Here is a 23,814-nt window from a genome sequence, read left to right as displayed (position 1 = left end):
TAGAAAATTTAATATAAAAATACAGAAAATGAGCCGCTTTTGTGAAAATGGAATGAAAACAAAAAGGAAAGATTGCAGGGTCGCAATCTTTCCTTTTATAAGAATAAATTTTGTAAAGTGTAGGCAACTCCATCTTCTTCGTTGGTCAGAGGAAGTTGTTCGTCTGCATATGGAAGAAGAGCAGGATTGGCGTTTTTCATAGCATATCCCTTGCCTGCAAATGCCAACATTTCAGTGTCATTATGCTCATCACCAAAGGCGATTAAGTCTTTTTTATCACGATTCATCACATTGAGCAAGTACTCTAGAGCAAATGCCTTGTTTACACCTTTGGGAGTACACTCGAGGATGTTGAGGGGACCGCCCCAGGTATTGATAGCTAGTTGGTGCTGATAAAAACGATTCATTTCGTCCGCTAAAGCGTATTTGTCTTCAGCCCTTGTTTGCAAGAGGATGCAGTTGGGATCTTTGGTTACTCGTTCAGGTTTGAATTGATTTTCTGGCCGGAAGTTCTCTACGCCAAATAGTTTAGGATCTGCAATTTCTTCATTCGGTGTCGTGATATAGAATTTTTTTCGATATTCTCCTGCAATAAAATCAGCTTGGATGTCCTCCGTGCGCTTGACCATGTCTAGGAGATATTTTTTGTCCAAAGTCAAGCACTTTTCATGCGCCCAAGCCTGTCCTGGTAGATGGGTAAGAGAACCATTAAAGTTAATCATGGGAGTATGCAATTCTAGCTCACGGTAGAAGTCTTTTGCCATACGATACGGACGACCTGTCGTGATGATGACATGGTGTCCTTTTTCTGAAATTTTTTTGATTGTCTCTTTGGTGAAATCGGAGAGCTTGCTTTCACTATTCAGCAGGGTTCCGTCCAAATCGACTGCGATAATTTTTTTAGTCATATAAACCTTCCTAGTCGTTTCCAGATAAGATGTCTTCTATTATATCAAAAAGAAGGAAGAAAAGCAGACAAGAACAAAAACTACAGTTGCTTTGATTTATTAAATAAATCAAACAAACATATTGAAAAGGTGAATGATAAATGATATAATACTAATATTGTTCGTAAAAAACAAAAGGAGATTAAAGATGGACAAACTATTTAAACTAAAAGAGCACGGGACAGATGTCCGTACAGAGGTGCTTGCTGGTTTAACAACATTCTTTGCAATGAGTTATATTCTCTTTGTAAACCCTCAAATGCTTTCCCAAACGGGTATGCCTGTTCAAGGTGTGTTCTTGGCAACGATTATCGGTTCTGTAGTCGGTACTTTGATGATGGCTTTCTATGCTAATTTGCCCTACGCACAAGCACCAGGTATGGGACTAAATGCCTTCTTTACATTTACAGTTGTATTTGGGATGGGCTATACTTGGAAAGAAGCTCTTGGTATGGTCTTCATTTGTGGAATTATTTCACTGATTATTACCTTAACAAATGTTCGTAAAATGATCATCGAATCTATTCCAACAACACTTCGTTCAGCTATTTCGGCTGGTATTGGTGTTTTCCTTGCCTATGTTGGGATTAAGAATGCTGGTCTCTTGAAATTCTCAATCGATCCAGGAACTTATACGGTAGCAGGTGAAGGAGCAGACAAGGCTCAAGCTGCACTTACTGCAAACTCAGCAGCTGTTCCAGGATTGGTAGACTTCAATACTCCAGCCGTATTGGTGGCTCTTGCAGGTCTGGCTATTACCATCTTCTTTGTTGTTAAAGGCATCAAGGGTGGAATCATTCTTTCTATTTTAACAACGACAGTCCTTGCCATTGCTGTTGGTGTTGTCAAATTATCAGGGATTGACTTTGCTAGCAATAATCTTTCAGCAGCGGTTAATGATTTAGGAACTTTGTTTGGTGCTGCTCTTGGTTCAGAAGGTTTAGGATCTTTGATTTCAAACACTTCACGTTTACCAGAAACCTTGATGGCTATTCTTGCCTTCTCACTAACGGATATTTTTGATACAATCGGTACTCTTATCGGTACGGGTGAAAAAGTTGGTATCGTTGCGACAAGTGGGGAAAACCATGAGTCAGTTAAATTGGACAAGGCTCTTTACTCTGACTTGGTGGCAACTTCAGTAGGTGCCATTGCAGGTACTTCAAACGTTACGACCTATGTTGAATCTGCGGCGGGTATCGGCGCTGGTGGACGTACTGGGTTGACAGCCCTAGTGGTTGCGATCTGTTTTGCTCTATCTAGCTTCTTTAGCCCACTTCTAGCGATTGTTCCGACAGCTGCAACAGCACCAATTTTGATCATCGTCGGTATCATGATGCTTTCTAACTTGAAAAATATCCCTTGGGATGATATGGCTGAAGCGGTTCCTGCCTTCTTCACATCTATCTTTATGGGATTCAGCTACTCTATCACACAAGGGATTGCTGTTGGTTTCTTGACATACACCTTGACAAAAGTTGTCAAAGGTCAAGCCAAGGATGTGCACGTGATGATTTGGATTTTGGATGCCTTGTTTATCCTTAACTATATCAGTATGGCGCTATAAATGGTATAATAGAAAAAGGGGAGTCTCCCCTTTTTAATTATAAGGAGGTACATCATGAAAGATAAGACGATTTGGCAAGAGGTTTTAAACAGAGGGAAATGGGTGATCATCCTTTTGGTAGCTTTTGTTCTATCTCAATTTCCCATAGGACTTGCTTTATTTTTAGCTAGCAATCAGTTTCCGATTTTACAGTCAGGGCTCTTAGTTGGTGCCCTATCCATAGTCGTTTTGATTGTATTCATTATTGGCGCACGAAAAACACAACTTGCTACTTTTAATCTATCCTTTTTTAAGGCAAAAGACTTGGCTCGCTTGGTACTGAGTTATCTGGTGATTTTTGCGACAAATCTCTTGGGTTCACTCCTGCTTCGACTAACAAATGAGGGAACAACCAATAACCAATCAATACTGAATGGTTTAGTTCAGAATAGCTCTTTGATTTCAACTTTCTTCCTACTAGTCTTGATTGCTCCGATTTGTGAGGAAATTTTGTGTCGCGGAATTATTCCTAAAAAGATCTTCCGTGGAAAAGAAAAACTAGGTTTTGTTGTTGGTGCAATTGTCTTTGCCTTGCTCCATATGCCAACCAATCTACCTTCTGTGATTATTTATGGAGGAATGTCAACGGTTTTGACTTGGACAGCCTATAAGACTGAGCGTTTAGAGATGTCCATTTTGCTTCATATGATTCTCAATGGTATTGCATTTTGTTTGTTGGCCTTATTGGTATTGATTAGTAGAAATCTAGGTCTATCATTCTAAACCATTGGCCTACTTGGAAAAGATGAATACTAAAGTGTCCATCTTTTTTCTTTTTATGGTAAAATAGAAAGATAATATGGTAGAGAACCTTAAGGGAGTAACCGTTATGTCCAATAAAGTCAACCGCGAAAAAACAGCCATTTGTGGAATTATCAATGTGACGCCAGATTCCTTTTCAGATGGTGGTCAGTTTTTTGCTCTTGAGCAGGCACTCCAGCAGGCTCGTAAATTGATAGCAGAAGGAGCGAGCATGCTAGATATCGGTGGAGAATCAACTCGGCCGGCAACTCGGCCGGGCAGTAGCTATGTTGGGATAGAAGAGGAAATCCAGCGTGTTGTTCCAGTGATTAAAGCTATCCGTGAGGAAAGTGATGTTCTCATTTCCATCGATACTTGGAAAAGTCAGGTGGCAGAGACTGCTTTGAAAGCTGGTGCCAATTTGGTCAATGATATCACTGGTCTCATGGGAGATGAGAAAATGGCGGATGTGGTTGCTAAGGCTGGAGCGAAAGTGGTTATCATGTTTAATCCAGTCATGGCTCGACCTCAGCACCCTAGTTCGCTCATATTTCCTCATTTTGGTTTTGGACAAGCTTTTACAGAGGAAGAGTTAGCTGACTTTGAAAAAATGCCAATCGAAGATTTGATGAAGGCTTTCTTTGAACGAGCTCTAGCGAGAGCCAATCAAGCTGGGATAGCAAGAGAAAATATCCTGCTGGATCCAGGAATTGGCTTTGGTCTGACCAAGAAAGAAAATCTACTCCTTCTACGTGACCTTGACAAATTGCATCAGCAGGGCTATCCAATCTTTCTTGGTGTTTCGCGTAAGCGGTTTGTTATCAATATTCTTGAGGAGAATGGCTTTGAAGTCAATCCTGAGACGGAAGTCGGTTTCCGCAATCGGGACACCGCTTCTGCTCATGTAACCAGCATCGCTGCGAGACAGGGTGTAGAAGTAGTGCGCGTGCATGATGTAGCCAGCCACAGGATGGCAGTTGAAATTGCGTCAGCCATTCGTTTGGCAGATGATGCGGAAAATTTAGATTTAAAACAATACAAGTAAGATGAACGAAATTCAAAACAATCAGTGGATTGCCCACTACCGGACCGACCAACCGCATTTCGGTTTGGAACGAATGGTAGAACTCCTAGCTCTGCGAGGCAATCCCCATCTCAAACTTAAGGTTATCCATATTGGAGGGACCAATGGCAAGGGCTCGACCATTGCTTTTTTGAAAAATATGCTCGTAAAGCTAGGTCTGAGAGTAGGTGTGTTCAGTTCGCCCTATCTCATTCATTACACAGACCAGATTAGCATCAATGGGGAATCCATCCCAGAAGCGAGACTAGAAGCCCTCATGGCAGACTATCAGTCGTTGCTTGAGGGGGAATCTGCTACCAATTTGCAGGGGACAACCGAATTTGAGATTATCACAGCTCTAGCTTATGATTACTTTGCCTCTGAGCTAGTAGATGTGGCCATCATGGAAGTCGGCATGGGTGGCCTTCTGGATAGTACCAATGTTTGCCAGCCGATTTTAACAGGAATTACGACCATTGGACTGGATCATGTGGCCCTACTTGGTGACACCTTGGAAGCCATAGCGGAGCAGAAGGCAGGTATTGTCAAACAAGGTATTCCCTTGGTGACAGGTCATATTGTTCCTGAAGCCTTGACTGTGATCGACCCTATTGCAGAAGCTAAAAATGCACCTAGACTTGCCTATGGAAGTGATTACCAGGTTCGTCATCAAGAAAGCGTGGTAGCGGGTGAAATCTTTGATTATACCAGTTCTGTCAGAACAGGTCGCTTTCAAACAGGTCTGCTTGGTTTGCACCAGATAGAGAATGCGGGGATGGCGCTTGCTCTCCTAGACACTTATTGTCAGGAGATTGGGCGAGAATTAGCAAGTAATGACTTGGTCGCTCAAGCCATGGAGGAAACAAGTTGGCCTGGACGTTTGGAGGTCGTGTCTAGTGACCCCTTGTTGCTTTTGGATGGGGCCCATAATCCCCATGCCGTAAAGGCTTTATTAGCAACCTTGCAAGAACGCTTTGCGGATTATCATAAGGAAATCCTCTTTACCTGCATCAAAACCAAGGCCTTGGACGATATGTTGGACTTGCTAGAAACGGTGCCAGATAGTCAATTGACTGTAACCCATTTTGACGATAGTCGGGCGACGGATGAAAGCGTGCTGAAAGAGACAGCCAAGTCTAGAAACCTCAATTACCAAAGTTGGCAGGATTTTCTAGAGCAGAAATTGACAGATAAAAATGAAGAGAAACAAACAGTTAGGATTATCACAGGTTCCTTGTATTTCTTGAGCCAAGTGAGAGCCTATCTGATGGAGAGGAAGAACGAGAATGGATACACAAAAGATTGAAGCAGCTGTAAAAATGATTATTGAGGCTGTCGGTGAGGACGCTAACCGCGAGGGCTTGCAGGAAACACCTGCTCGTGTAGCCCGTATGTACCAAGAGATTTTTTCAGGTCTTGGTCAGACTGCGGAGGAACATTTGTCAAAATCCTTTGAGATTATTGATGACAATATGGTAGTGGAAAAGGATATCTTTTTCCATACTATGTGTGAGCACCACTTTTTGCCATTTTATGGTAGAGCGCACATTGCCTACATTCCAGATGGCCGTGTGGCAGGCTTGTCCAAGCTTGCCCGTACGGTTGAAGTTTATTCTAAAAAACCACAGATTCAAGAACGGTTGAATATCGAAGTGGCCGATGCCTTGATGGACTATCTGGGTGCTAAAGGAGCCTTTGTTGTCATTGAGGCAGAACATATGTGTATGAGCATGCGTGGTGTCAGAAAACCAGGCACTGCAACCTTGACGACAGTAGCTCGAGGTGTGTTTGAAACAGATAAGGACCTCCGAGATCAGGCTTATCGTCTAATGGGACTATAATACTCTTCGAAAATCAAATTCAAACCACGTCAGCTTCCATCTGCAACCTCAAAACAGTGTTTTGAGCAGCCTGCGGCTAGCTTCCTAGTTTGCACTTTGATTTTCATTGAGTATAAAAAGAATCCGCTTTGGGCGGATTTTTCTAGAAAGGACTAGTTATGGATCAACTGCAGATTAAAGATTTGGAAATTTTTGCCTATCATGGTCTTTTCCCTAGTGAGAAGGAATTGGGGCAGAAGTTTGTTATTTCCGCAAGCTTATCTTATGATATGACCAAGACGGCTACAGAATTGGATTTGACAGCTTCTATCCATTACGGAGAATTGTGTCAGCAGTGGACGACTTGGTTTCAGGAAAGCACTGAGGACTTGATTGAAACGGTAGCCTACAAACTAGTTGAACGTACCTTTGAGACTTATCCTCTTGTCCAAGAGATTGAGTTGGAACTAAAAAAACCTTGGGCTCCAGTGCATTTGCCACTAGATACTTGCTCGGTGACCATTCACCGTCGTAAGCAGCGGGCTTTTATCGCTCTAGGAAGCAATATGGGGGACAAGCAAGCAAACTTGGGAAAAGCCATTGACAACCTGCGAGCTCGTGGCATCCATATTCTCAAAGAGTCCAGTGTTTTGACGACGGAACCTTGGGGTGGTGTGGAACAGGATAGCTTTGCCAATCAGGTGATTGAAGTAGAAACCTGGCTACCGGCTCCAGTCTTGTTAGAAACATTATTAGCCATTGAGTCAGAAATGGGACGGGTTCGAGAGGTGCATTGGGGGCCTCGTTTGATTGATTTGGACTTGCTCTTTGTGGAGGACCAGATCGTTTATACAGACAACCTCATCTTGCCTCATCCTTATATAGCAGAACGCCTCTTTGTTCTTGAGCCGTTAGTGGAAATAGCTCCCCATTTTATCCATCCGATCCTAAAGCAACCAATTCGTTATTTGGTTGACCAGTTGGAGCAAGGAAATGCCTAAGCTTTCCGAGACCTATAGCAAGTGGAAGAGTATCGGGGAGGGACTACTTGCTATTGTTTTAGGGCTTCTCTTGATCCGATTTGGACAAGTTATTCCACGAATGGGGTACCAGTTGTTGATGGCCTACTTTTCCTTGTCAGCAGTTTGGCACTTGTTGACTCGCTGGTTTCAAGATAAAAAACGTCGGGAAAATATCTTTGTAACCTTGGGCAAGCTGGTGGTAGCGGCTCTCGTGTTTGACTCTATCATTTTGCAAGATCTTGCCCTCTATCTCTTGGTCTTTATCATTGCGAGCTACCAGCTGTTTACAGGCATCATTAGTCTTGTGACCTGGTCTCTCTATCGAAAAAATGCCATTCATCCTCGGATCCATCATCTCTTTGATGCTGTATGGATGATAGGATTCGGGCTTTATAGCATCTCTCCTTTTCACGATGCAGCGAATTTTGAATTGCTCTTGCTTGGATTTTACTTGCTCATGCTAGGAGCCAGTAGCCTCCGGGACGGATTCTTTTTTGAAAGGATAGAAAACAATCCCAAGCTGAAACGACGTATGCGAATGACTCTGCCGATCTTTGTGACGGCTCTGATTCCTATCAGCACCTTGCGAAAACTAAATGAGTGGCTGGCAAATCATGAAAGTCAAGAAGGGGAAGTTCATTCAGAAAGAAAAAACGACCAGACGGTTGACCTGGAAATTTTTATCCATACCTCAGAAACCTCCTTCTTCCTCGCCATGGGACATGTGGATATTTGTTATCAAGGGAAGGTTATTTCCTATGGTTCCTATGATCCCCACTCGGAGCGTTTATTTGGTATGGTTGGAGACGGTGTTTTGTTTAAGGCCAATCGGGAGAAATACATCGAACTCTGTAAGAGGGAAAGTCAGAAGACCTTGTTTGCTTATGGTCTGAGTTTGACGGACCAACAGAAAGCAGCTATCCAAGCGCGTTTAGCGGAGATAGAAGACCTGTTAATTCCTTGGGAACCAAGTTCGCAGTTGATGAAAAGAAGAGAGGGAGAGGTCAAGCATACCTACTCCTACCAACTGAAAGAGGAAGCAGATGCGACCCTCTATAAATTCAGCTCATCCGAGTTTAAGACCTACTTTGTTCTCAGTACCAATTGTGTCTTGCTGGCAGACTCTATCGTAGGAAAAGCTGGGACTGATATATTGAGTCCCCAAGGTTTCATTGTGCCAGGGACTTATCAGGATTACCTTGATTTAGAGTATACAAAACCCAATGGTCTAGTTGTTAGTCGATCCATTTATTAGAAAAAGAAAACTCTAGTTCCTCAGCAGTTTGCGCCGAGAAGCTAGAGTTTTTAAAATAGGTCATTTTCTTCTGGAAGGAGGATGGTTTCTCTGCCGTCCAAGTCTAAAACAAGGACCCTAGGAGGGTAAAGCGGATCAAAAGGATGATTGAAATCAAAATCGATGCTAGTCGGAAGATGCTGGCTAGAAAAATGGAAGGTGATGGTCCCCTTATTGTTGAGCAGTTGAAACTCAAGTTCTTCTTCTAATTCAAAGACATTTTTCAGGAAATGATCGATAATATACCATAAAGAGTCAATGACATCATCAGGCAAGCTGGTCACGACGCCAAAACTAGCGGATCGTCTCTGTGTATTTGTAAAAGCCATGTTTTCCTCCCCCTTTATTTTCCTTATCATACAGCAAAATGTCTTAAAAATCAAGAAATCCTACTTGCTTTTTCAAAATGGGAATAAACTGTGAAATTTTTTCAAAGTTTCTCTAAAAAATACTTGAAAGTGTTTACAATAAGTGATAAAATGGAGTAAGTAGATGCGTGAAAGCGAAGTTTTCAATATAGAAAGGAAACGGAATGAACACAGATGATACAGTAACGATTTATGACGTTGCCCGTGAAGCAGGAGTTTCAATGGCAACAGTTAGCCGTGTCGTTAATGGCAACAAGAATGTTAAAGAGAACACTCGAAAAAAAGTCCTAGAAGTGATTGATCGCTTGGACTATCGTCCAAATGCGGTAGCACGTGGTTTGGCTAGCAAGAAAACAACGACAGTCGGAGTTGTGATTCCTAACATTACCAATGGTTATTTCTCAACGCTTGCTAAGGGAATTGACGACATTGCTGAAATGTACAAGTATAACATTGTCCTAGCAAATAGTGATGAGGATGATGAAAAGGAAGTTTCAGTGGTTAACACTCTCTTTTCAAAACAAGTAGATGGGATTATCTTTATGGGCTATCACTTGACTGAAAAGATTCGTTCAGAGTTTTCTCGTTCACGGACACCGGTTGTTCTTGCTGGTACTGTGGATGTCGAACACCAACTTCCAAGTGTGAATATCGACTACAAACAAGCAACGATTGATGCCGTGAGCTATCTTCTCAAAGAAAATGAGAAAATTGCTTTTGTGAGTGGACCACTCGTCGATGATATCAATGGCAAGGTTCGTTTGATCGGTTATAAGGAAGCCTTGAAAAAAGCTGGACATTCTTATAGCGAGGGTTTGGTCTTTGAATCAAAATACAGCTATGACGATGGTTATGCCTTGGCAGAACGCTTGATTTCATCACAAGCTACAGCCGCAGTTGTAACAGGTGATGAATTGGCAGCAGGTGTCCTAAATGGTTTGGCTGACCATGGTGTATCTGTGCCAGAAGAGTTTGAAATCATCACGACAGATGACTCTCAGATTGCACGATTCACTCGTCCAAACTTGACTACTATTGCCCAACCTCTTTATGACTTAGGTGCTATCAGCATGCGTATGTTGACTAAGATTATGCATAAGGAAGAGTTGGAAGAACGTGAAGTTCTCCTACCTCATGGTTTGACAGAACGTCGCTCTACACGAAAACGTAAATAGAAAAAATCAGGGAATCGTGAAGATTTCCTGATTTTGCGTTCTAGAGAAGAGGATTAGCCTTCCATATAGTCTTTTAAGGCTTGTCCTTTTAGTCCAGCATTAAGGGCAATTAATAATTTGAGGCGAGCTTTTTGAGCGTTGAGTTCTTTGACAAAGAGAACGCCAGACTCTTGCAACTGCACTCCCCCCCCTTGGTAGGCGTAGACGGGCTCGGCAATCCCGTTAAAGCAACGTGAAACCAAGGCAACTGGAATTCCTTTTTGGAGGAGAGTTTCTAATTTTTGGGCTGTTTCTTTGGGAACATTTCCAGCTCCAAAAGCTTGAATGACTAGCCCATCTAGGTGCTCTAAATCCAGCATGTCAATCAATTCATCAGTCATACCTGCATAAGCGGAGATGATAGGCACCAGACCTTGTATGCAATCAAGATCAAAGCGAACTCGTGGCTCGGCTGTTTTGAAGTAGAGGATTTCTTGCTTCATGACGAGACCGAGAGGCCCGTGAGTAGGAGTTTGAAAGGTCCCGACGTTGGTGGTATGGGTTTTTGTGACGTACTTAGCTGCGTGGATTTCATCGTTCATGACGACCAGAACACCCTTGTCAGCTGATTTGTCATCGCTGGCGACTCGTAAAGCACTCAGATAGTTATAAACGCCATCGCTACCGAGTTCGTTGGAACTACGCATAGCTCCTGTTAGAACGATGGGCATGTTGGGGATTTTCATGGTATCAAGGAAGTAAGCTGTTTCTTCTAAGGTATCTGTACCATGTGTGATGACAACACCATCGTAGTTATCAGCTTCCCCTTTAATTTTATGATAGAGTGCAAGCATATGCTTGGGTTTGATATGGGGACTCGGTAGGTTAAAAAAGTCTAGGGCATGGACCTCTATCCCTTTAAGAGGATTGGTGACATGGTTCATGGGATTGTCCTGGCTGGTCACAACTGCGCCAGAAGCGTCTGCTTGCATGGAAATAGTCCCACCTGTATGTAAAACAAGGATTTTCTTAGGCATGAATTACTCACTCTTTCTGAAATGTGGTATAATCATTGTAACACAAAAGGGGAGAATGGGACAGGATGGAAGTCAAGGCTGTTTTTTTTGATATCGATGGAACGCTAGTCAACGATCGCAAGAGTGTTTTGAAATCCACTAAGGACGCGATTAAGATTGTCAAAGAGCAAGGAGTGCTTGTTGGAGTAGCGACAGGACGAGGGCCGTTTTTTGTCAAGGAATTGATGGAAGACTTGGACTTGGATTTTGCGGTGACCTACAACGGCCAATACATTTTTAATAAAGAAAAGGTGCTCTTTGCAAGCCCGATTGCTAAGTCAAGCCTGCGTAAACTGATTGCTTATGCTAAAAAGGAGCGTAAAGAAATCGCTCTTGGAACCGAGCATGCCGTTGTTGGTTCGAAGATTATGTCATTTGGTCTCGGCTCCTTTTCCCAACTGGTTAGTCGTTTTATCCCGACTGTGCTGACAAGAACCGTTAGTCGCTCTTTTAATCGGATGGTTAGCAAGGCAGTTCCTCAAAAGGAAGACGACTTGCTTAACTTGATTAATCAACCCATTTATCAAGTTTTGATGCTGATGACGCCAGAAGAATCTGAGAAGGCAGCAGCTGATTTTGAAGACTTGAAATTAACTCGAAGCAATCCCTTTGCAGCGGATATCATCAACCAGGGGAACTCCAAGTTGGAAGGGATTCGTCGAGTTGGGAAAGAGTATGGTTTTGACCTCAATCAAGTCATGGCTTTTGGAGACTCAGATAATGACCTAGAAATGCTAGCCGGTGTCGGCATGTCAGTTGCCATGGGGAATGGTAGCAGCAGTGTTAAAGAGGTTGCCAAGCATATTACGGCTAGTAACCAGCAAGACGGAATTCATAAGGCGCTCGAGCACTTTGGTGTTCTGGCTTCTGAAAAAGTATTTGTTAGTCGAGACTATCACTTTAATAAGGTCAAGACCTTCCACCATATGATGGATGAACGGACTCAAGAAGAACCGCAAGCTTGGGATATTGAAGGCGCAACGCACCGAGCCGACTTTAAAATCGAAGAATTAGTAGAATTCGTTCGTGCGGCAAGTTCTTCGGAGGAAGAATTCCAGCAGTCGCTTGCAAGTATGCATGAGGCGCTTGATAAAGCAGCAGATAAGGTGGCGAATAAGACACCTGCTAAGCAAGATTTAATTGGGCAGGTTGATGCCTTGATTGATACCTTGTATTTTACCTATGGCAGTTTTGTCTTGATGGGAGTCGATCCAGAGCGTATTTTTGATATTGTTCATGAGGCCAATATGGGGAAAATTTTCCCTGATGGAAAAGCTCATTTTGATCCTATTACGCACAAAATCCTCAAGCCAGATGACTGGGAGGAGAAGTATGCACCAGAAGCTGCGATTCAAAAAGAGATTCAGCGTCAGATGAGAGCATATGAGCGACACAAAGAAAAATAGAATAGATGAAATAAAGCCTTGCTTGGATGGAGAATCCAAGCAAGGCTTTTTATGGTATATTGGTAGAATCCGAACGTAATCACAACTACCACTAATTATTAATAGCATATTTATTCTATTTTTTTAAAAAGGAAACGTTTTATATTTTTTTGCGAGTGAAAATAAGAAATGTTAGTGCTTGCAAAAAAATGTTTAAAAATATATATATTACCAATATATTTGATTTTTTGTGTCTTTTATCAAAATATTTGACGTTTAAAAATTGATATGTTAGAATGAATCTAGAAAGCGAATAAATATGAAGTGCCTCATGTCATTGTAAAATGATTTTTATTTTTTGCTTTTAAGTAGACAGGTAGTCAACATTGTAAAATGATTTTTATTTTTTTTGCTTTTAAGTAGACAGGTAGTCAACTTGTTTATTTCAGGCCTATAAACAAGTTGATTTCAAGAATTTACAATGATTTTGAGGCTATACCATAATATACGTGCACAACTGCTTTCCAAATTTTATGTTGTCTTTATTTTGAAATCATAGACTAAAGAGGTTAAAAATGAGAAAAAAATACACCTATCTAGCGGGTTCTATTTTAACAGCAGCAACGATGCTTCCAAGTTTTGCACCAAGTGAAGCTCATGCTGATTACAATTGGTATGGAAATAATAGTTACTATACAACGCGTAACAATCGTACAAATTATCGTAATTCTAATCGTAGTAGCAGAAACGCAGCTTATAATAGTGTAAGAAACTACAGCTACAATAGCTATTACCCAAGTTACAATTACGGCTATAATAACTGGAATTATAGCTACGGTTACAACAACTGGAACAACAACGGCTATAATAACTGGAATTATAACTACGGTTACAACAACTGGAACAACAATGGCTATAATAACTGGAATTATAACTACGGTTACAACAACTGGAACAACAACGGCTATAATAACTGGAATTATGACTACGGTTACAACAACTGGAACAACAATTATGGCTACAATGGTTGGAATAACTATAACAACCTTGCAAACGATGAAAATTACATTTACTGGAATGGGAATCACTACTATCGTATGAGCGATGGTAGCTACCGCATCTACCGTGATGGTGAATGGAAACCGTTGACAAATAACAACAACTCATCTACTAATAATTTGGAAAATGACCCACATTATCGTTACGAAAATGGCTATCATTACTATGTGTTAGATAATGGTGACTATTACTATTACCAAGATGGCAAGTGGGTATTGGTGAAGAATTCTACTGACAATTCAGAAACTCCAAGCCAACCAGAACAACCATCTGAAGAACCAAAACCAGATGTTCCAGCACCAACACCATCTGAGCCAGAGCAACCAACACCAGCTCCGGAAGACAAGCCAGAACAACCATCTGAAGAACCGAAACCAGATGTTCCGACACCAACACCGGTTGAGCCAGAACAACCATCTGAAGATCCAAAACCAGAGGTGCCAGGTTCAATTGAACTTCCAGAAAATCCACCAATCGATAATGGTGCAGAGGGAGAATTCAATCCATTTGAACCAAAACCAGAGCAACCATCTGAGCAACCAAAACCGGAAACTCCAACTACACCAGCTATTCCAGAAACTCCAGGTCTGGTGACGACGGATGAGCCAAGTGAAAATCAAATTCCTTCCTATGTTGAAAAACCAACCGAAGGACTACAACACTTGGAGTGGGGTCCAAATGGACAAACTCCAAAACTCATTTATCCACCAGGAAAACCAGGTGATCGAGCTCTCACAAATGACAATAATTACTACTTTGATGGCAGCACGCATTACTACTATGTTCCATCTAACTCAGAGCGTACAGGTTATTCAGCATACTGGAAATGGCTTGGCGAAAAATGGAAACTTCAAGGGATGACAGATCCAAATGATCCGGCTCTTGATCCAAAACTACACGAACACACAGGAGATGTTGAGTATAAGTACAGCGATGCCGATTCGAGCGTGAAGCTTTACTCAGAGAATCTTGTCGAGACGGCGAAAGCGGGTCAACCTCTTCCGTTCAAGAATGTTGAAGAGTTCAAAAACTATGTTATTGAAAAGATGAAACCTAAATTCGTTGATAACTCAGGTTGGGAAGCAAAAGTAACTTGGGAAATTGAACATAAAGAATTGTTTGAAGAATCTAAGGAAAACCCTTGGGCTAAAGACTACGTCTTGATTGCTAACCTTAAGAGCGGTGTGGATGATGATAAATACCGTAACATTGAACTTGGTTATGTTAAATTTATTTATCGTGTTCAAGCAACGGATGATACAAATTATGATGCTGTAGATAAGGCTAAAGAAGCATTTGCTAAGATTAACGAGACTCGTAAAGCTGAAGGGTTGAAAGAGTTGACTTGGTCAGATGACATTTATCAAAACGAAGCACTTCCAAAAGTAAATCAAATTTCACGTCAATATGATAGTGATGGTTTTGTAGGACGTCGCGATGAAGATGCATCTAAGGTTGTTAACAAATGGGCGAATAGCGGCTTGAGAGATTTGCTTCTTGATCCTAATGTTACTCAAGGTGCAGTCGCAGCAGTTGTAGATGGAAACGGTGTATACTACTGGGTTTACCGTTACAAATAATTCAATCTTTTCGAATTAACTACTTTCTAAATAAGAGACAGAGGCTTTGAACAATTGTTTAAAGCCTTTTCGTCAATTAATCGGAGTAAATAAAAAGGAGCTTAGAGCTCCTTTTCTTGAAGATTACAAAGTTTTTTCTCTTTCTCTCACGACCAGCAAATCGACTTTTGCATGACGGAGAATGTACTCAGATGAAGAACCGACCAAGAGACGTTCAAAGGCATTGAGCCCTGTCGCCCCGACTAGGATTAGGTCAACTTCTTCTGCATCTGGAATGGTACGAGCGAGGAGGGTTTTGGGATTTCCCATTTCGATGACGATGTGAATATCGGTCACACCAGCATCTCTTGCGCGCTTTTCGTACTCCTTCATCAGACTTTCAGCATCGACTTGGAGTTCTTCGTAAACTTCAGCATCAAAGGTAGACACGCTTTGAAGAGCGCGTGTGTCGATAACATGGGCAATGGTGAGCTTGGATTCGTTGCGTAGAGCAGTGTAAACACCTTTGACGAAAGCCAAGTCCGCTTCTTTAGAACCATCAATTGCGACCATAACATTTTGGTAACGTTGTGCCATAATGAAACCTCCTGAAATTTTCTTACTGTTATTGTAACCCTTTTCACTAAAGAAGTAAAGTAAAAATCATATTTCAATAAATATTATTGGAGATTCAATTTGGTGGAGATATGTTAAAATAAAAGAAAACGGGATAGTAGAAAACACAGCGAGGTGATGAGAAAGTATGAAAGATTTTGTTCAAGCTTCTAAAAAAATAAGTTTTCTTTATCATGGAATTATCCTTGCGTCACTTGTAGGAGAAGTAGTGATGCTTTGGCAGCTGGAAAGAGTCGTGCCCGTTCTATATCCAGGTTTTGTTGGATTTCTTCTCTTTCACCTAGTCTACCACATCATTTTATTTGTGATTGCAAAGAGAAGTGGTCGCTTGGACTATTTGGTCACGTGGGGGCTCTTTCTCATGTTTAATCTTTTGTATGATTCCTTTTTAGTGCTGATCTTTCTAGGTTTGTCTTTTGGTATGTGAGATAATACTTCTGTATTCTAGTTGCTTAGACAGTGAGAACCTAGTCGTTGTGAGTTTTTTCTTTGCTTGCTCATTTCAGGAAACTTGTCGCAATCCCTTTCTAGTGGTATAATGTTACTATCTCTATGAATTGAGGAAACAAGATGAAAGAATATAACAAGTCTAGTAAGTTAGAGCATGTTGCCTATGATATCCGTGGCCCTGTTTTGGAAGAAGCTATGCGGATGCGAGCAAACGGAGAAAAGATTTTACGTCTGAATACAGGAAATCCAGCAGAATTTGGTTTTACAGCGCCTGATGAGGTCATTCATGACTTGATTATGAATGCGCGTGATAGTGAGGGATATTCTGACTCCAAAGGGATTTTCTCAGCCCGCAAGGCCATCATGCAGTATTGCCAACTGAAGAAATTCCCTAATGTGGACATTGATGATATCTACCTTGGAAATGGTGTCAGTGAGCTGATTGTTATGTCCATGCAAGGGCTTTTGGATAATGGCGATGAGGTCTTGGTGCCTATGCCAGACTATCCTCTCTGGACAGCCGCGGTCAGCCTAGCTGGGGGAAATGCCGTTTACTATATCTGTGATGAAGCTGCAGAGTGGTACCCAGATATTGATGATATTAAGTCAAAAATTACTTCCAATACCAAGGCAATCGTCCTTATCAATCCAAATAACCCAACTGGAGCCCTTTATCCTAAGGAACTCTTGTTGGAGATTATTGAGATTGCTCGTCAAAACGATTTGATCATCTTTGCGGATGAGATTTATGACCGCATGGTGATGGATGGGCATGTGCATACGCCTGTGGCGAGCTTGGCACCTGATGTTTTCTGTGTCAGCATGAATGGTCTGTCAAAATCTCACCGTATCGCTGGTTTTCGTGTAGGCTGGATGGTCTTGTCTGGTCCTAAGCACCATGTCAAGGGCTATATCGAAGGTCTCAATATGCTGTCCAATATGCGTCTTTGCTCTAACGTTTTGGCCCAGCAAGTCGTACAAACATCACTAGGTGGGCACCAGTCAGTAGATGAATTGCTCCTTCCTGGTGGACGGATTTACGAGCAAAGAAACTTCATTTACAATGCTATCCAAGATATCCCAGGTTTGTCTGCGGTTAAGCCGAAGGCGGGTCTTTATATCTTCCCTAAAATTGACCGCAATATGTACCGCATCGATGATGATGAACAGTTCGTTCTTGATTTCTTGAAGCAGGAAAAGGTTCTCTTGGTTCATGGTCGTGGTTTTAACTGGAAGGAACCAGACCATTTCCGTATCGTTTACCTTCCTCGTGTGGACGAATTAGCGCAAATCCAAGAAAAGATGACACGTTTCTTGAGTCAGTATCGTAGATAAGGCTTTCATAGGGAAAAGCAGGAAACATTTACTTAGAGCTATTGACAAATAGGTAAGAATCAGATAGAATAGTAAAGTATGTTTAGTAACTGATCACTTTATAGCCGGCTAAACGAATACAAAATCTATGAGGAGGTATTCATCGTGAAACGTACTTATCAACCAAGTAAACTTCGTCGTGCGCGCAAACACGGATTCCGTAACCGTATGTCAACTAAAAACGGTCGTCGCGTATTGGCAGCTCGTCGTCGTAAAGGACGCAAAGTTTTGGCTGCATAATCCAAACGAATTCAACAAAGAAGTCAGTAGGAACTCGAGTCTACTGACTTTTCTTTTTATCTTAAAGGGTGCATTGTCCACGAAATCGGTCATTTCAGATGAAACTCATGGAGGGCTCATTTAAAAGGTCACATACAAAAAACTCAAAACCAGATATAAGTTACTGATTTTGAGTTTTTGTTTATTCTTTTAAGTGATAAGAGTAGCTAGCGACAACGACATCTTCGTGCCATCTGAGAGCGTATTTTAGTTTGAGGCTCATTTGATTGTGTAGGATATTTTGCCAAGGCTTGTTAGGAATAAACTGTGGTACGAGAACTGTAACGGTGTAGTTTTTTTGCTTAGCTTCTTGGGCGATTCGTTTGACATATTTAACGCTAGGGGTGATGATGTCGCGGTAGCTGGTATTGATATTCTTTAGAGTGATATTTGGGAAGTAATCGGCAAATTCCTGAAGGATTTCTTGGTCTTTTTCGGCCGTTTCTTTAGTAGAAATGTGCATGGCTAACACTTCGTCACCGATACTTTGAGCGTAGTTAATGGCTCCGACACTTACTCGAGTGACATTTCCTACTAGAACAAGGACAAGATTGCCGTCATAAGTGCGCTTTTCAATTCCTTCGTAGAGTCGTAGTTGTTTTGCCACTTTTTGGTAATGGCTGTGAATGGACAAAAAGAGGAAGGTTAAAACTAGGATAATTGGGAAGAATGGCCAGATATCACCCAGTCTGAAGAGGAGTAAAATGAGAACGATAGCATAACAAATGATGGCCCCAAGGATATTGGCAAAGGCAGGTTTTAAGAAGTTTGCTCCTTTTTCCTTTTTCCAATGACGAATCATCCCAGTCTGAGAAAGGGCAAAGGGAACGAAGACCCCGATAGTATAAAGAGGAATCAAGCGTTCAGTATTCCCATTAAAAATGAGAAGAAGGATCATAGCTCCAAAAGCCAGAGTTAAGATACCGTTGGAGTAGCCAAGGCGATCCCCTTTTTCCATAAAGAGATGGGGCATGTACTTGTTTTTAGCCATATTGTAGGCCAACATAGGGAAGGCTGAAAAGCCAGTATTTGCAGCTACAGCTAGAATCAAGGCTGTTGAGAACTGGAAGAGATAGTAGCTAGCATGACCAAAAAATGAATCACCAAGAATGCCCTTGGCCATTTGCGAGAGGATGGTTTCTCCATTTTGAGGTGTGATGCCCATCCAGTAGTTTAGGAAGGTAATGCCCGCAAAAAGAAATCCTAAAATCAGCGACATGATGGTCAGGGTCTGAGCAGCATTCTTTTCTTTCGGAGTTTTGAAAAATGGTACCGCATTTGAAATAGCCTCAACCCCTGTCAGAGAGGCAGAGCCACTGGTAAAGGCTCTCAATAGGAGAACGATGGAAAGGCTCGGAACGGTTTGTCCAATGGTTGAAGTCGCCTGATAGTTTAGGGAACCTGTAAATAGTTGAAAGAACCCATAAAGCAAGAGAAAGACGGTACTGAAGATAAAGAGGTAGACGGGAATCATCAGAGAGCTGGCAGATTCTTTCAATCCTCTTAAATTCAAGAGCATGAGCAGGCAGACTAGGAAAATAGAGATATGAAGATTATAGGGATGGAGGGCAGGGATGGCTGCAGTAATAGCATCAGCTCCAGAAGCAACGGATACGGCTACTGTCAGCATATAGTCAACAAGGAGGCTACCGCCTGCAATCAAGCCTAGTTCAGGGGAGAGATTTTCCCGAGTGACCATATAAGCCCCACCACCTTGAGGATAGGCGTGGATAATTTGACGATAGGAAATGGTCAAACTAGCGAGGAGTAAGAGGACAAAAATACCGATAGGGAGGCTCCACCAAATAGCGAGAGGAGAGAGACTGACTAAAACGAGAATGACTTGTTCAGGTCCATAGGCAATAGAAGACAGGGCATCACTGGATAATATTGCAAGTGCCTGCATTTTTCCCAACAATCCCCCTTCGCCGTCTGTGAGAGACTTGAGTGGTCGACCGATAAAGGTATATTTTAAGGGAACTATATACCAGATTACACCAACCACAAGATATAGTATTTCGATAATATCAAAAAAAAGCGACTTCCGTTTTGGAAGTCGCCTTTTCAATCTTAATAGTTGTTCCCTTTTGAAGAGTTGTGCTTTTTACATAATAGTTGGCAATTTTCAGGGACAGTTTTTCCACCTAAAGACCATGGTGTAATATGGTCGCCTGCTAGTTCTTTAAGAGCATACTCTCTGTTGTTTCCTTCATCCACACAATAAACGCAGTGATGGCTCTGTTCTTCATATTTTTGCTTGATGGTTTTATCATCAAAAGCTCTAAGTTGGAGATATTTAGAATCTCCGTAAATGATGTACTGATAAATCCCTTTCATTTTAGTTGTGACTTCATCATCATTTACTAACTCTGCAATTTTTTCGTTAATGACAGAAGCACTATTTTTGATGATATTGTTGTCTAACTGTCCTAATTGATACTCTTTGTAGATTGTTCCCCAATCCATCCCTTTCAAACTGTTTTGATAGCTTACAAACTTTCCACGAACCCATTCAATTATGGCAGAAAAATTTTGCCATAATTCAGAAGCATCTGCATTTCCTTGGTGCTTCAACATATAATCTTCGATTGTATTTGTACTATCGTCATTATCATTTTGTGAAGCCCATTTAATAGCAGTTTGTAGATACTCTTGTCTATTCCAATTACCATTTAATAGTGGTTCTGCTTTATCGTTATTCGGGTTCTCGTCAGCAAGTACAACGCCACGTCCAGTCTTTGTTGAAAATCTTTGTTTAGCATCAGAAAGCCAAGTTCCTGTATAAGCAGAGTTTCTTAATTCTTGCTCATTTAATGGTTCGCCTGCTGTATTGATAACATGAAACCATTTCATTTTTTCGGAAGCAGTTCCTTCACAAACATATATGTCTAACTCATAATCAAGAATTTGTTCTGCTAAGTCAGTTAGGTTCATCTGAAGATTTGGGAAATCTTGTTGTGGAGCACTGGATGGAAATTTACTTGATTTTACAGAGTAATTCCCCATAACATAATTACAAATAGCTAAAATACGTTGTTGACCATCGAGAACTTCATATTGTCCGTTTCCTAAATCAACCCAGTACATAATACCTAAAGGACACTCATCTAAAACGGTTTGAATTACAGCTTGTCTCTTATCTTCGTTATATACGCTATTTCTCTGATAAGAAGGACGAATATTCAAGTTACCATTATATCCTTTTACAGCGTCAGTAGTAGCACCATCATCATTATTGGTATACCCACTAGCTAAATCTCTGATAGTGAATGGTCTATCAAGTATATCTCTTAATCTTCTTACTTTCATTTTATTCTCCTTTTATCAATATCCCTTATCTTCATCACGACTGATAGGATTTAGATTTCTAACTAAAATTCTGAAATATGGAGGTTTCCCATCTATTGTTAAATCTTTATCGTCATCTCCTTTTCTGAATTTAATAATCTCGAATTCAGTTGGATTGAAATAATTGATAAAAGTTATTGGTACTCCCATTACACCATCATAATCAATTGGAATGTCTTTAACATTATCTACATTTATTGCATCGTAGTTATCGTATTTAGGGTATTTACTCTCAAACCCTTCGTAATATTTATGAGCTTTTGTTTGGTCAAATACATCACCTACATGCCATAAACCATCATGTCGTTTTTGTAAATCTAAGTTAGTAAACCAACAACCCATTATATGCTTTACTTTTTTTCCATCTTCATCCAATTTTTCATAATCAGCTCCCTCTGGAACGTACAACCAAAAGTCTGAATTCATACTTCTAGCACCAATCCAAATTTGGTTATTCTGAATAAGTGGAAAAATTTCCTTATATGTTACAGAGTTTTTGTTTCCGATAACGATAAATTTTTTTTGATGTTCCATTAATTGAGAAATATATTCTCTAAACAAACTGAACGGAGGATTGGTCACAACAATATCAGCTTCTTTCAGATAGTTTATACTGTCCTCGCTCCGAAAATCTCCAGCGGTATACTCATCATCTCCATAAATAGTTTCAATATTTCCAGCTTCCATATTGAAGTCATCGCCACCTTCATAAATCAGAGCATACGAAGGTTCGCTATCTTCTTGAAAATGTGTTGCTATCAGTTTTTTAATACCCAAACTAGCAAAATTGTTATGAAAATAACGCCAAAAATTTGATTGTGTTGGGTCATCACAATTACAGTAGATAACCTTATCTCTAAAGTGTTCTCTATAATGCCCCATCTCCTCAGCAATATCTTTATAACGAGTATAAAACTCATCGTTTTTGGCTTTTTTAGCGTTGTGGAGTGAGCCAGCCATTATGCCACCCCACTTTCGTAGGGAGCATAAAAGGCTTCCTCACAAAAATGTGAAAAAGCCTGTTTTAGAGCTTGATAAAAAACACGTCCGATTACATAATCAGCGTGAGCTGTGAGCTGTGAGCTGTGAGCTGTGAGCTGTGAGCTGTGAGCTGTGAGCTGTGATTGCGTTCATAATGCTTAATTTCCTTTATTTTTGATACTTCTATTATATCAAAATTCTGGCTTTTTGCATAGTAGAAGTTTACATTTTTGTTGACAATCATTCTTTTTTTAGATATAATATAATCAAGAAGTAAGGAGTACCAGTTATGAAGTTTGAATTTAAGTCACTATTTGATTTACAATCTGCTTTTCCTGATGAACAGTCATGTATTGACCATTTAGAAAATATGATTTGGGGAGATGTGATTATCAGCCCTTTTGATGCTACCTCAAAGGTCTACAAATGTAAAGGTAACAAATACCGTTGTAAAAATACTGGAAAATACTTCAATGTCAAGACTGGTACTCTTTTTGACAATACTAAAATTGAACTTCGTAAATGGTTTATGGCAATCTGGCTTGTGACTTCTCACAAAAAAGGAATCTCATCTGTACAATTATCAAAAGATATTGGTGTTACGCAAAAAACAGCTTGGTTCATGCTAGAACGTATCCGTAAGTGTTTTAGTTCTGAAAACAACAATAGTCTTGATGATGTTGTGGAAGTTGATGAAACCTACATAGGTGGTAAAAACAAGAACCGTCATAACTCCAAAAAAGTCAAAAATGCTCAAGGGCGTTCATTGAAAGACAAATCTGCTGTAGTAGGTATGGTACAACGCCAAGGTAAAGTTAATGCTCATCATGTTCCAGATACAAAGACGAAAACATTGACTGAACAGATTGTCAAATACGTAAAGGAAACAGCTCAACTTTACACAGATGAATGGCTGGGTTATAATAAAGTGTCTAAGATGTATAATCATGACTTTGTTAATCATGGAATTAGTGAGTATGTGCAAGGTGATGTTTATACCAACACGATTGAAGGCTTTTGGGCTGGATTGAAACGTGGAGTATTAGGAATTTACCATTCGTGGTCTAAGAAATATCTTCAAGACTATGTAGATGAATTTGTTTTTCGTTATAATACTCGTGACTATTCGGATAGTGAGCGTTTTAATCTCCTAATTTCAAATGCCTGTGTCCGAACTAAATACAGGGAGCTGATTTATGGCTACTAATACATTACATGACCTGCATTTTGAATTGGAAAGGTCTATCGCTCGCAGGGTTGATAGTAAGCTGATTGGTTATCAAGTCAGCCTTTCAGATGGTTTCTACAATAAATACACCAAACTCTGGGATAATACCTATTCTTTTGATTTTGTTACTAAACATCGCTCTTTTTATACTAAACTGACAAAATGTTGTGTTTATGACGTACTTGGAAATAGTCAAAAGAGAATTGACAGAAAGGCTATTGCCAAACAAATGGCAGAGTTAGAAGCCTTGGTTGATATTGCAGAAAGTAAGGAGGAGTTTCAGATCTTTTTTGAGAAAAAATACAGTCTCAAATTTCCTGATTTGAACGATTGCATTTATCAGAAGAAAAAAGAGTTATCTGATTTTGACAAAAAACTTTGGATAGCAATGCACTATAACCCTAGAAAAGATGAGGGGGAATAA

22 protein-coding genes are annotated in these 23,814 nt (G+C 40.6%); 15 read left to right on the top strand and 7 right to left on the bottom strand.

Annotation, left to right across the window (positions count from 1 at the left end):
- Window positions 1-95 precede the first annotated feature (95 nt).
- Window positions 96-908: a Cof-type HAD-IIB family hydrolase gene (locus tag SORDD25_RS05795; protein ID WP_061852964.1), complete on the bottom strand. Its 813-nt coding sequence runs from the start codon at window positions 906-908 to the stop codon at window positions 96-98.
- Window positions 909-1,095: 187 nt separating this feature from the next.
- Between SORDD25_RS05795 and SORDD25_RS05790 the strand changes: the two genes are divergently transcribed.
- From SORDD25_RS05790 to SORDD25_RS05760, 7 genes are all read left to right on the top strand, one after another.
- Window positions 1,096-2,514: an NCS2 family permease gene (locus SORDD25_RS05790; RefSeq protein WP_000359242.1), complete on the top strand. Its 1,419-nt coding sequence runs from the start codon at window positions 1,096-1,098 to the stop codon at window positions 2,512-2,514.
- A gap of 54 nt (window positions 2,515-2,568) precedes the next feature.
- A complete protein-coding gene (locus SORDD25_RS05785; protein WP_061852963.1) occupies window positions 2,569-3,276 on the top strand; it encodes a CPBP family intramembrane glutamic endopeptidase in 708 nt (235 codons plus the stop codon).
- A 76-nt stretch (window positions 3,277-3,352) separates the two neighbouring features.
- Complete coding sequence (folP, locus tag SORDD25_RS05780) at window positions 3,353-4,339, top strand: dihydropteroate synthase (RefSeq protein ID WP_061852962.1); 987 nt, start codon at window positions 3,353-3,355, stop codon at window positions 4,337-4,339.
- Between the two features lies 1 nt (window position 4,340).
- The gene (locus SORDD25_RS05775; protein ID WP_061852961.1) at window positions 4,341-5,663 is read left to right on the top strand and encodes a bifunctional folylpolyglutamate synthase/dihydrofolate synthase; all 1,323 of its coding nucleotides are present in this window, start codon (window positions 4,341-4,343) and stop codon (window positions 5,661-5,663) included.
- Window positions 5,644-6,198 carry a GTP cyclohydrolase I FolE gene (folE, locus tag SORDD25_RS05770; RefSeq protein ID WP_061409803.1) on the top strand — a complete coding sequence of 185 codons (555 nt, stop codon included), beginning with the start codon at window positions 5,644-5,646 and terminating at the stop codon, window positions 6,196-6,198. The genes SORDD25_RS05775 and folE overlap by 20 nt, the downstream gene beginning before the upstream one ends.
- A 158-nt stretch (window positions 6,199-6,356) precedes the next feature.
- Window positions 6,357-7,178, top strand: coding sequence for a 2-amino-4-hydroxy-6-hydroxymethyldihydropteridine diphosphokinase (gene folK / locus SORDD25_RS05765; protein WP_061852960.1), 822 nt, complete (start codon window positions 6,357-6,359; stop codon window positions 7,176-7,178).
- Window positions 7,171-8,454: a membrane protein gene (locus SORDD25_RS05760; RefSeq protein ID WP_001125354.1), complete on the top strand. Its 1,284-nt coding sequence runs from the start codon at window positions 7,171-7,173 to the stop codon at window positions 8,452-8,454. The genes folK and SORDD25_RS05760 overlap by 8 nt, the downstream gene beginning before the upstream one ends.
- A 50-nt stretch (window positions 8,455-8,504) precedes the next feature.
- Here the strand turns inward: SORDD25_RS05760 and SORDD25_RS05755 are convergent, their stop codons facing one another.
- Window positions 8,505-8,822, bottom strand: coding sequence for a DUF960 domain-containing protein (locus SORDD25_RS05755; RefSeq protein ID WP_000886045.1), 318 nt, complete (start codon window positions 8,820-8,822; stop codon window positions 8,505-8,507).
- 203 nt (window positions 8,823-9,025) lie between these two features.
- Between SORDD25_RS05755 and ccpA the strand changes: the two genes are divergently transcribed.
- The gene (gene ccpA / locus SORDD25_RS05750) at window positions 9,026-10,036 is read left to right on the top strand and encodes a catabolite control protein A (protein WP_001090635.1); all 1,011 of its coding nucleotides are present in this window, start codon (window positions 9,026-9,028) and stop codon (window positions 10,034-10,036) included.
- Between the two features lie 53 nt (window positions 10,037-10,089).
- On the opposite strand, the gene SORDD25_RS05745 is transcribed toward ccpA, so the two are convergent.
- On the bottom strand, window positions 10,090-11,052 hold the full coding sequence (locus SORDD25_RS05745; RefSeq protein WP_061852959.1) for an asparaginase: 963 nt from the start codon (window positions 11,050-11,052) through the stop codon (window positions 10,090-10,092).
- A 65-nt stretch (window positions 11,053-11,117) separates the two neighbouring features.
- Between SORDD25_RS05745 and SORDD25_RS05740 the strand changes: the two genes are divergently transcribed.
- A complete protein-coding gene (locus SORDD25_RS05740) occupies window positions 11,118-12,497 on the top strand; it encodes a Cof-type HAD-IIB family hydrolase (RefSeq protein ID WP_061852958.1) in 1,380 nt (459 codons plus the stop codon).
- Between the two features lie 554 nt (window positions 12,498-13,051).
- The gene (locus tag SORDD25_RS05735) at window positions 13,052-15,115 is read left to right on the top strand and encodes a CAP domain-containing protein (RefSeq protein WP_061852957.1); all 2,064 of its coding nucleotides are present in this window, start codon (window positions 13,052-13,054) and stop codon (window positions 15,113-15,115) included.
- Window positions 15,116-15,238: 123 nt separating this feature from the next.
- On the opposite strand, the gene SORDD25_RS05730 is transcribed toward SORDD25_RS05735, so the two are convergent.
- Window positions 15,239-15,691, bottom strand: coding sequence for a universal stress protein (locus SORDD25_RS05730; RefSeq protein WP_061852956.1), 453 nt, complete (start codon window positions 15,689-15,691; stop codon window positions 15,239-15,241).
- Between the two features lie 166 nt (window positions 15,692-15,857).
- Between SORDD25_RS05730 and SORDD25_RS05725 the strand changes: the two genes are divergently transcribed.
- The 3 genes from SORDD25_RS05725 to rpmH all read left to right on the top strand — a co-directional run bounded on the left by SORDD25_RS05725 (window position 15,858) and on the right by rpmH (window position 17,794).
- Window positions 15,858-16,157, top strand: coding sequence for a hypothetical protein (locus tag SORDD25_RS05725; protein ID WP_061852955.1), 300 nt, complete (start codon window positions 15,858-15,860; stop codon window positions 16,155-16,157).
- A gap of 143 nt (window positions 16,158-16,300) precedes the next feature.
- Window positions 16,301-17,515 (top strand): pyridoxal phosphate-dependent aminotransferase, encoded by a 1,215-nt coding sequence (locus SORDD25_RS05720; RefSeq protein ID WP_061852954.1) that lies wholly within the window; start codon window positions 16,301-16,303, stop codon window positions 17,513-17,515.
- A 144-nt stretch (window positions 17,516-17,659) separates the two neighbouring features.
- The gene (gene rpmH / locus SORDD25_RS05715) at window positions 17,660-17,794 is read left to right on the top strand and encodes a 50S ribosomal protein L34 (protein ID WP_000831905.1); all 135 of its coding nucleotides are present in this window, start codon (window positions 17,660-17,662) and stop codon (window positions 17,792-17,794) included.
- A 181-nt stretch (window positions 17,795-17,975) separates the two neighbouring features.
- Here the strand turns inward: rpmH and SORDD25_RS05710 are convergent, their stop codons facing one another.
- From SORDD25_RS05710 to SORDD25_RS05700, 3 genes are all read right to left on the bottom strand, one after another.
- The gene (locus tag SORDD25_RS05710; protein WP_061852991.1) at window positions 17,976-19,817 is read right to left on the bottom strand and encodes an amino acid permease; all 1,842 of its coding nucleotides are present in this window, start codon (window positions 19,815-19,817) and stop codon (window positions 17,976-17,978) included.
- Window positions 19,818-19,903: 86 nt separating this feature from the next.
- Entirely contained in the window at window positions 19,904-21,142 is a 1,239-nt protein-coding gene (locus SORDD25_RS05705; protein ID WP_061852953.1) for a GmrSD restriction endonuclease domain-containing protein, read from the bottom strand.
- 15 nt (window positions 21,143-21,157) lie between these two features.
- The gene (locus tag SORDD25_RS05700) at window positions 21,158-22,141 is read right to left on the bottom strand and encodes an adenine-specific methyltransferase EcoRI family protein (RefSeq protein ID WP_061852952.1); all 984 of its coding nucleotides are present in this window, start codon (window positions 22,139-22,141) and stop codon (window positions 21,158-21,160) included.
- 310 nt (window positions 22,142-22,451) lie between these two features.
- Here SORDD25_RS05700 and SORDD25_RS05695 point away from each other — a divergent pair, with 310 nt between their 5' ends.
- Both SORDD25_RS05695 and SORDD25_RS05690 read left to right on the top strand, forming a co-directional pair.
- Window positions 22,452-23,369, top strand: a complete 918-nt coding sequence (locus SORDD25_RS05695) for an IS1595 family transposase (RefSeq protein ID WP_061852951.1) — start codon at window positions 22,452-22,454, stop codon at window positions 23,367-23,369.
- Window positions 23,359-23,814, top strand: coding sequence for a hypothetical protein (locus SORDD25_RS05690; protein WP_061852950.1), 456 nt, complete (start codon window positions 23,359-23,361; stop codon window positions 23,812-23,814). Before SORDD25_RS05695 ends, SORDD25_RS05690 begins: the two co-directional genes overlap by 11 nt.

Source organism: Streptococcus oralis, assembly GCF_001579525.1.
In the GTDB taxonomy this organism is placed as follows: domain Bacteria; phylum Bacillota; class Bacilli; order Lactobacillales; family Streptococcaceae; genus Streptococcus; species Streptococcus oralis_M.
Note: the sequence above shows the minus strand (reverse complement) of the source record. Positions and strands in the feature narration are given on the sequence as shown.

Bases quoted from the DNA above. Each gene is read 5' to 3' on its own strand.
- SORDD25_RS05795 (WP_061852964.1), bottom strand. From the start codon at position 908: ATGACTAAAAAAATTATCGCAGTCGATTTGGACGGAACCCTGCTGAAT.
- SORDD25_RS05790 (WP_000359242.1), top strand. From the start codon at position 1,096: ATGGACAAACTATTTAAACTAAAAGAGCACGGGACAGATGTCCGTACA.
- SORDD25_RS05785 (WP_061852963.1), top strand. From the start codon at position 2,569: ATGAAAGATAAGACGATTTGGCAAGAGGTTTTAAACAGAGGGAAATGG.
- folP (WP_061852962.1), top strand. From the start codon at position 3,353: ATGGTAGAGAACCTTAAGGGAGTAACCGTTATGTCCAATAAAGTCAAC.
- SORDD25_RS05775 (WP_061852961.1), top strand. From the start codon at position 4,341: ATGAACGAAATTCAAAACAATCAGTGGATTGCCCACTACCGGACCGAC.
- folE (WP_061409803.1), top strand. From the start codon at position 5,644: ATGGATACACAAAAGATTGAAGCAGCTGTAAAAATGATTATTGAGGCT.
- folK (WP_061852960.1), top strand. From the start codon at position 6,357: ATGGATCAACTGCAGATTAAAGATTTGGAAATTTTTGCCTATCATGGT.
- SORDD25_RS05760 (WP_001125354.1), top strand. From the start codon at position 7,171: ATGCCTAAGCTTTCCGAGACCTATAGCAAGTGGAAGAGTATCGGGGAG.
- SORDD25_RS05755 (WP_000886045.1), bottom strand. From the start codon at position 8,822: ATGGCTTTTACAAATACACAGAGACGATCCGCTAGTTTTGGCGTCGTG.
- ccpA (WP_001090635.1), top strand. From the start codon at position 9,026: ATGAACACAGATGATACAGTAACGATTTATGACGTTGCCCGTGAAGCA.
- SORDD25_RS05745 (WP_061852959.1), bottom strand. From the start codon at position 11,052: ATGCCTAAGAAAATCCTTGTTTTACATACAGGTGGGACTATTTCCATG.
- SORDD25_RS05740 (WP_061852958.1), top strand. From the start codon at position 11,118: ATGGAAGTCAAGGCTGTTTTTTTTGATATCGATGGAACGCTAGTCAAC.
- SORDD25_RS05735 (WP_061852957.1), top strand. From the start codon at position 13,052: ATGAGAAAAAAATACACCTATCTAGCGGGTTCTATTTTAACAGCAGCA.
- SORDD25_RS05730 (WP_061852956.1), bottom strand. From the start codon at position 15,691: ATGGCACAACGTTACCAAAATGTTATGGTCGCAATTGATGGTTCTAAA.
- SORDD25_RS05725 (WP_061852955.1), top strand. From the start codon at position 15,858: ATGAAAGATTTTGTTCAAGCTTCTAAAAAAATAAGTTTTCTTTATCAT.
- SORDD25_RS05720 (WP_061852954.1), top strand. From the start codon at position 16,301: ATGAAAGAATATAACAAGTCTAGTAAGTTAGAGCATGTTGCCTATGAT.
- SORDD25_RS05705 (WP_061852953.1), bottom strand. From the start codon at position 21,142: ATGAAAGTAAGAAGATTAAGAGATATACTTGATAGACCATTCACTATC.
- SORDD25_RS05700 (WP_061852952.1), bottom strand. From the start codon at position 22,141: ATGGCTGGCTCACTCCACAACGCTAAAAAAGCCAAAAACGATGAGTTT.
- SORDD25_RS05695 (WP_061852951.1), top strand. From the start codon at position 22,452: ATGAAGTTTGAATTTAAGTCACTATTTGATTTACAATCTGCTTTTCCT.
- SORDD25_RS05690 (WP_061852950.1), top strand. From the start codon at position 23,359: ATGGCTACTAATACATTACATGACCTGCATTTTGAATTGGAAAGGTCT.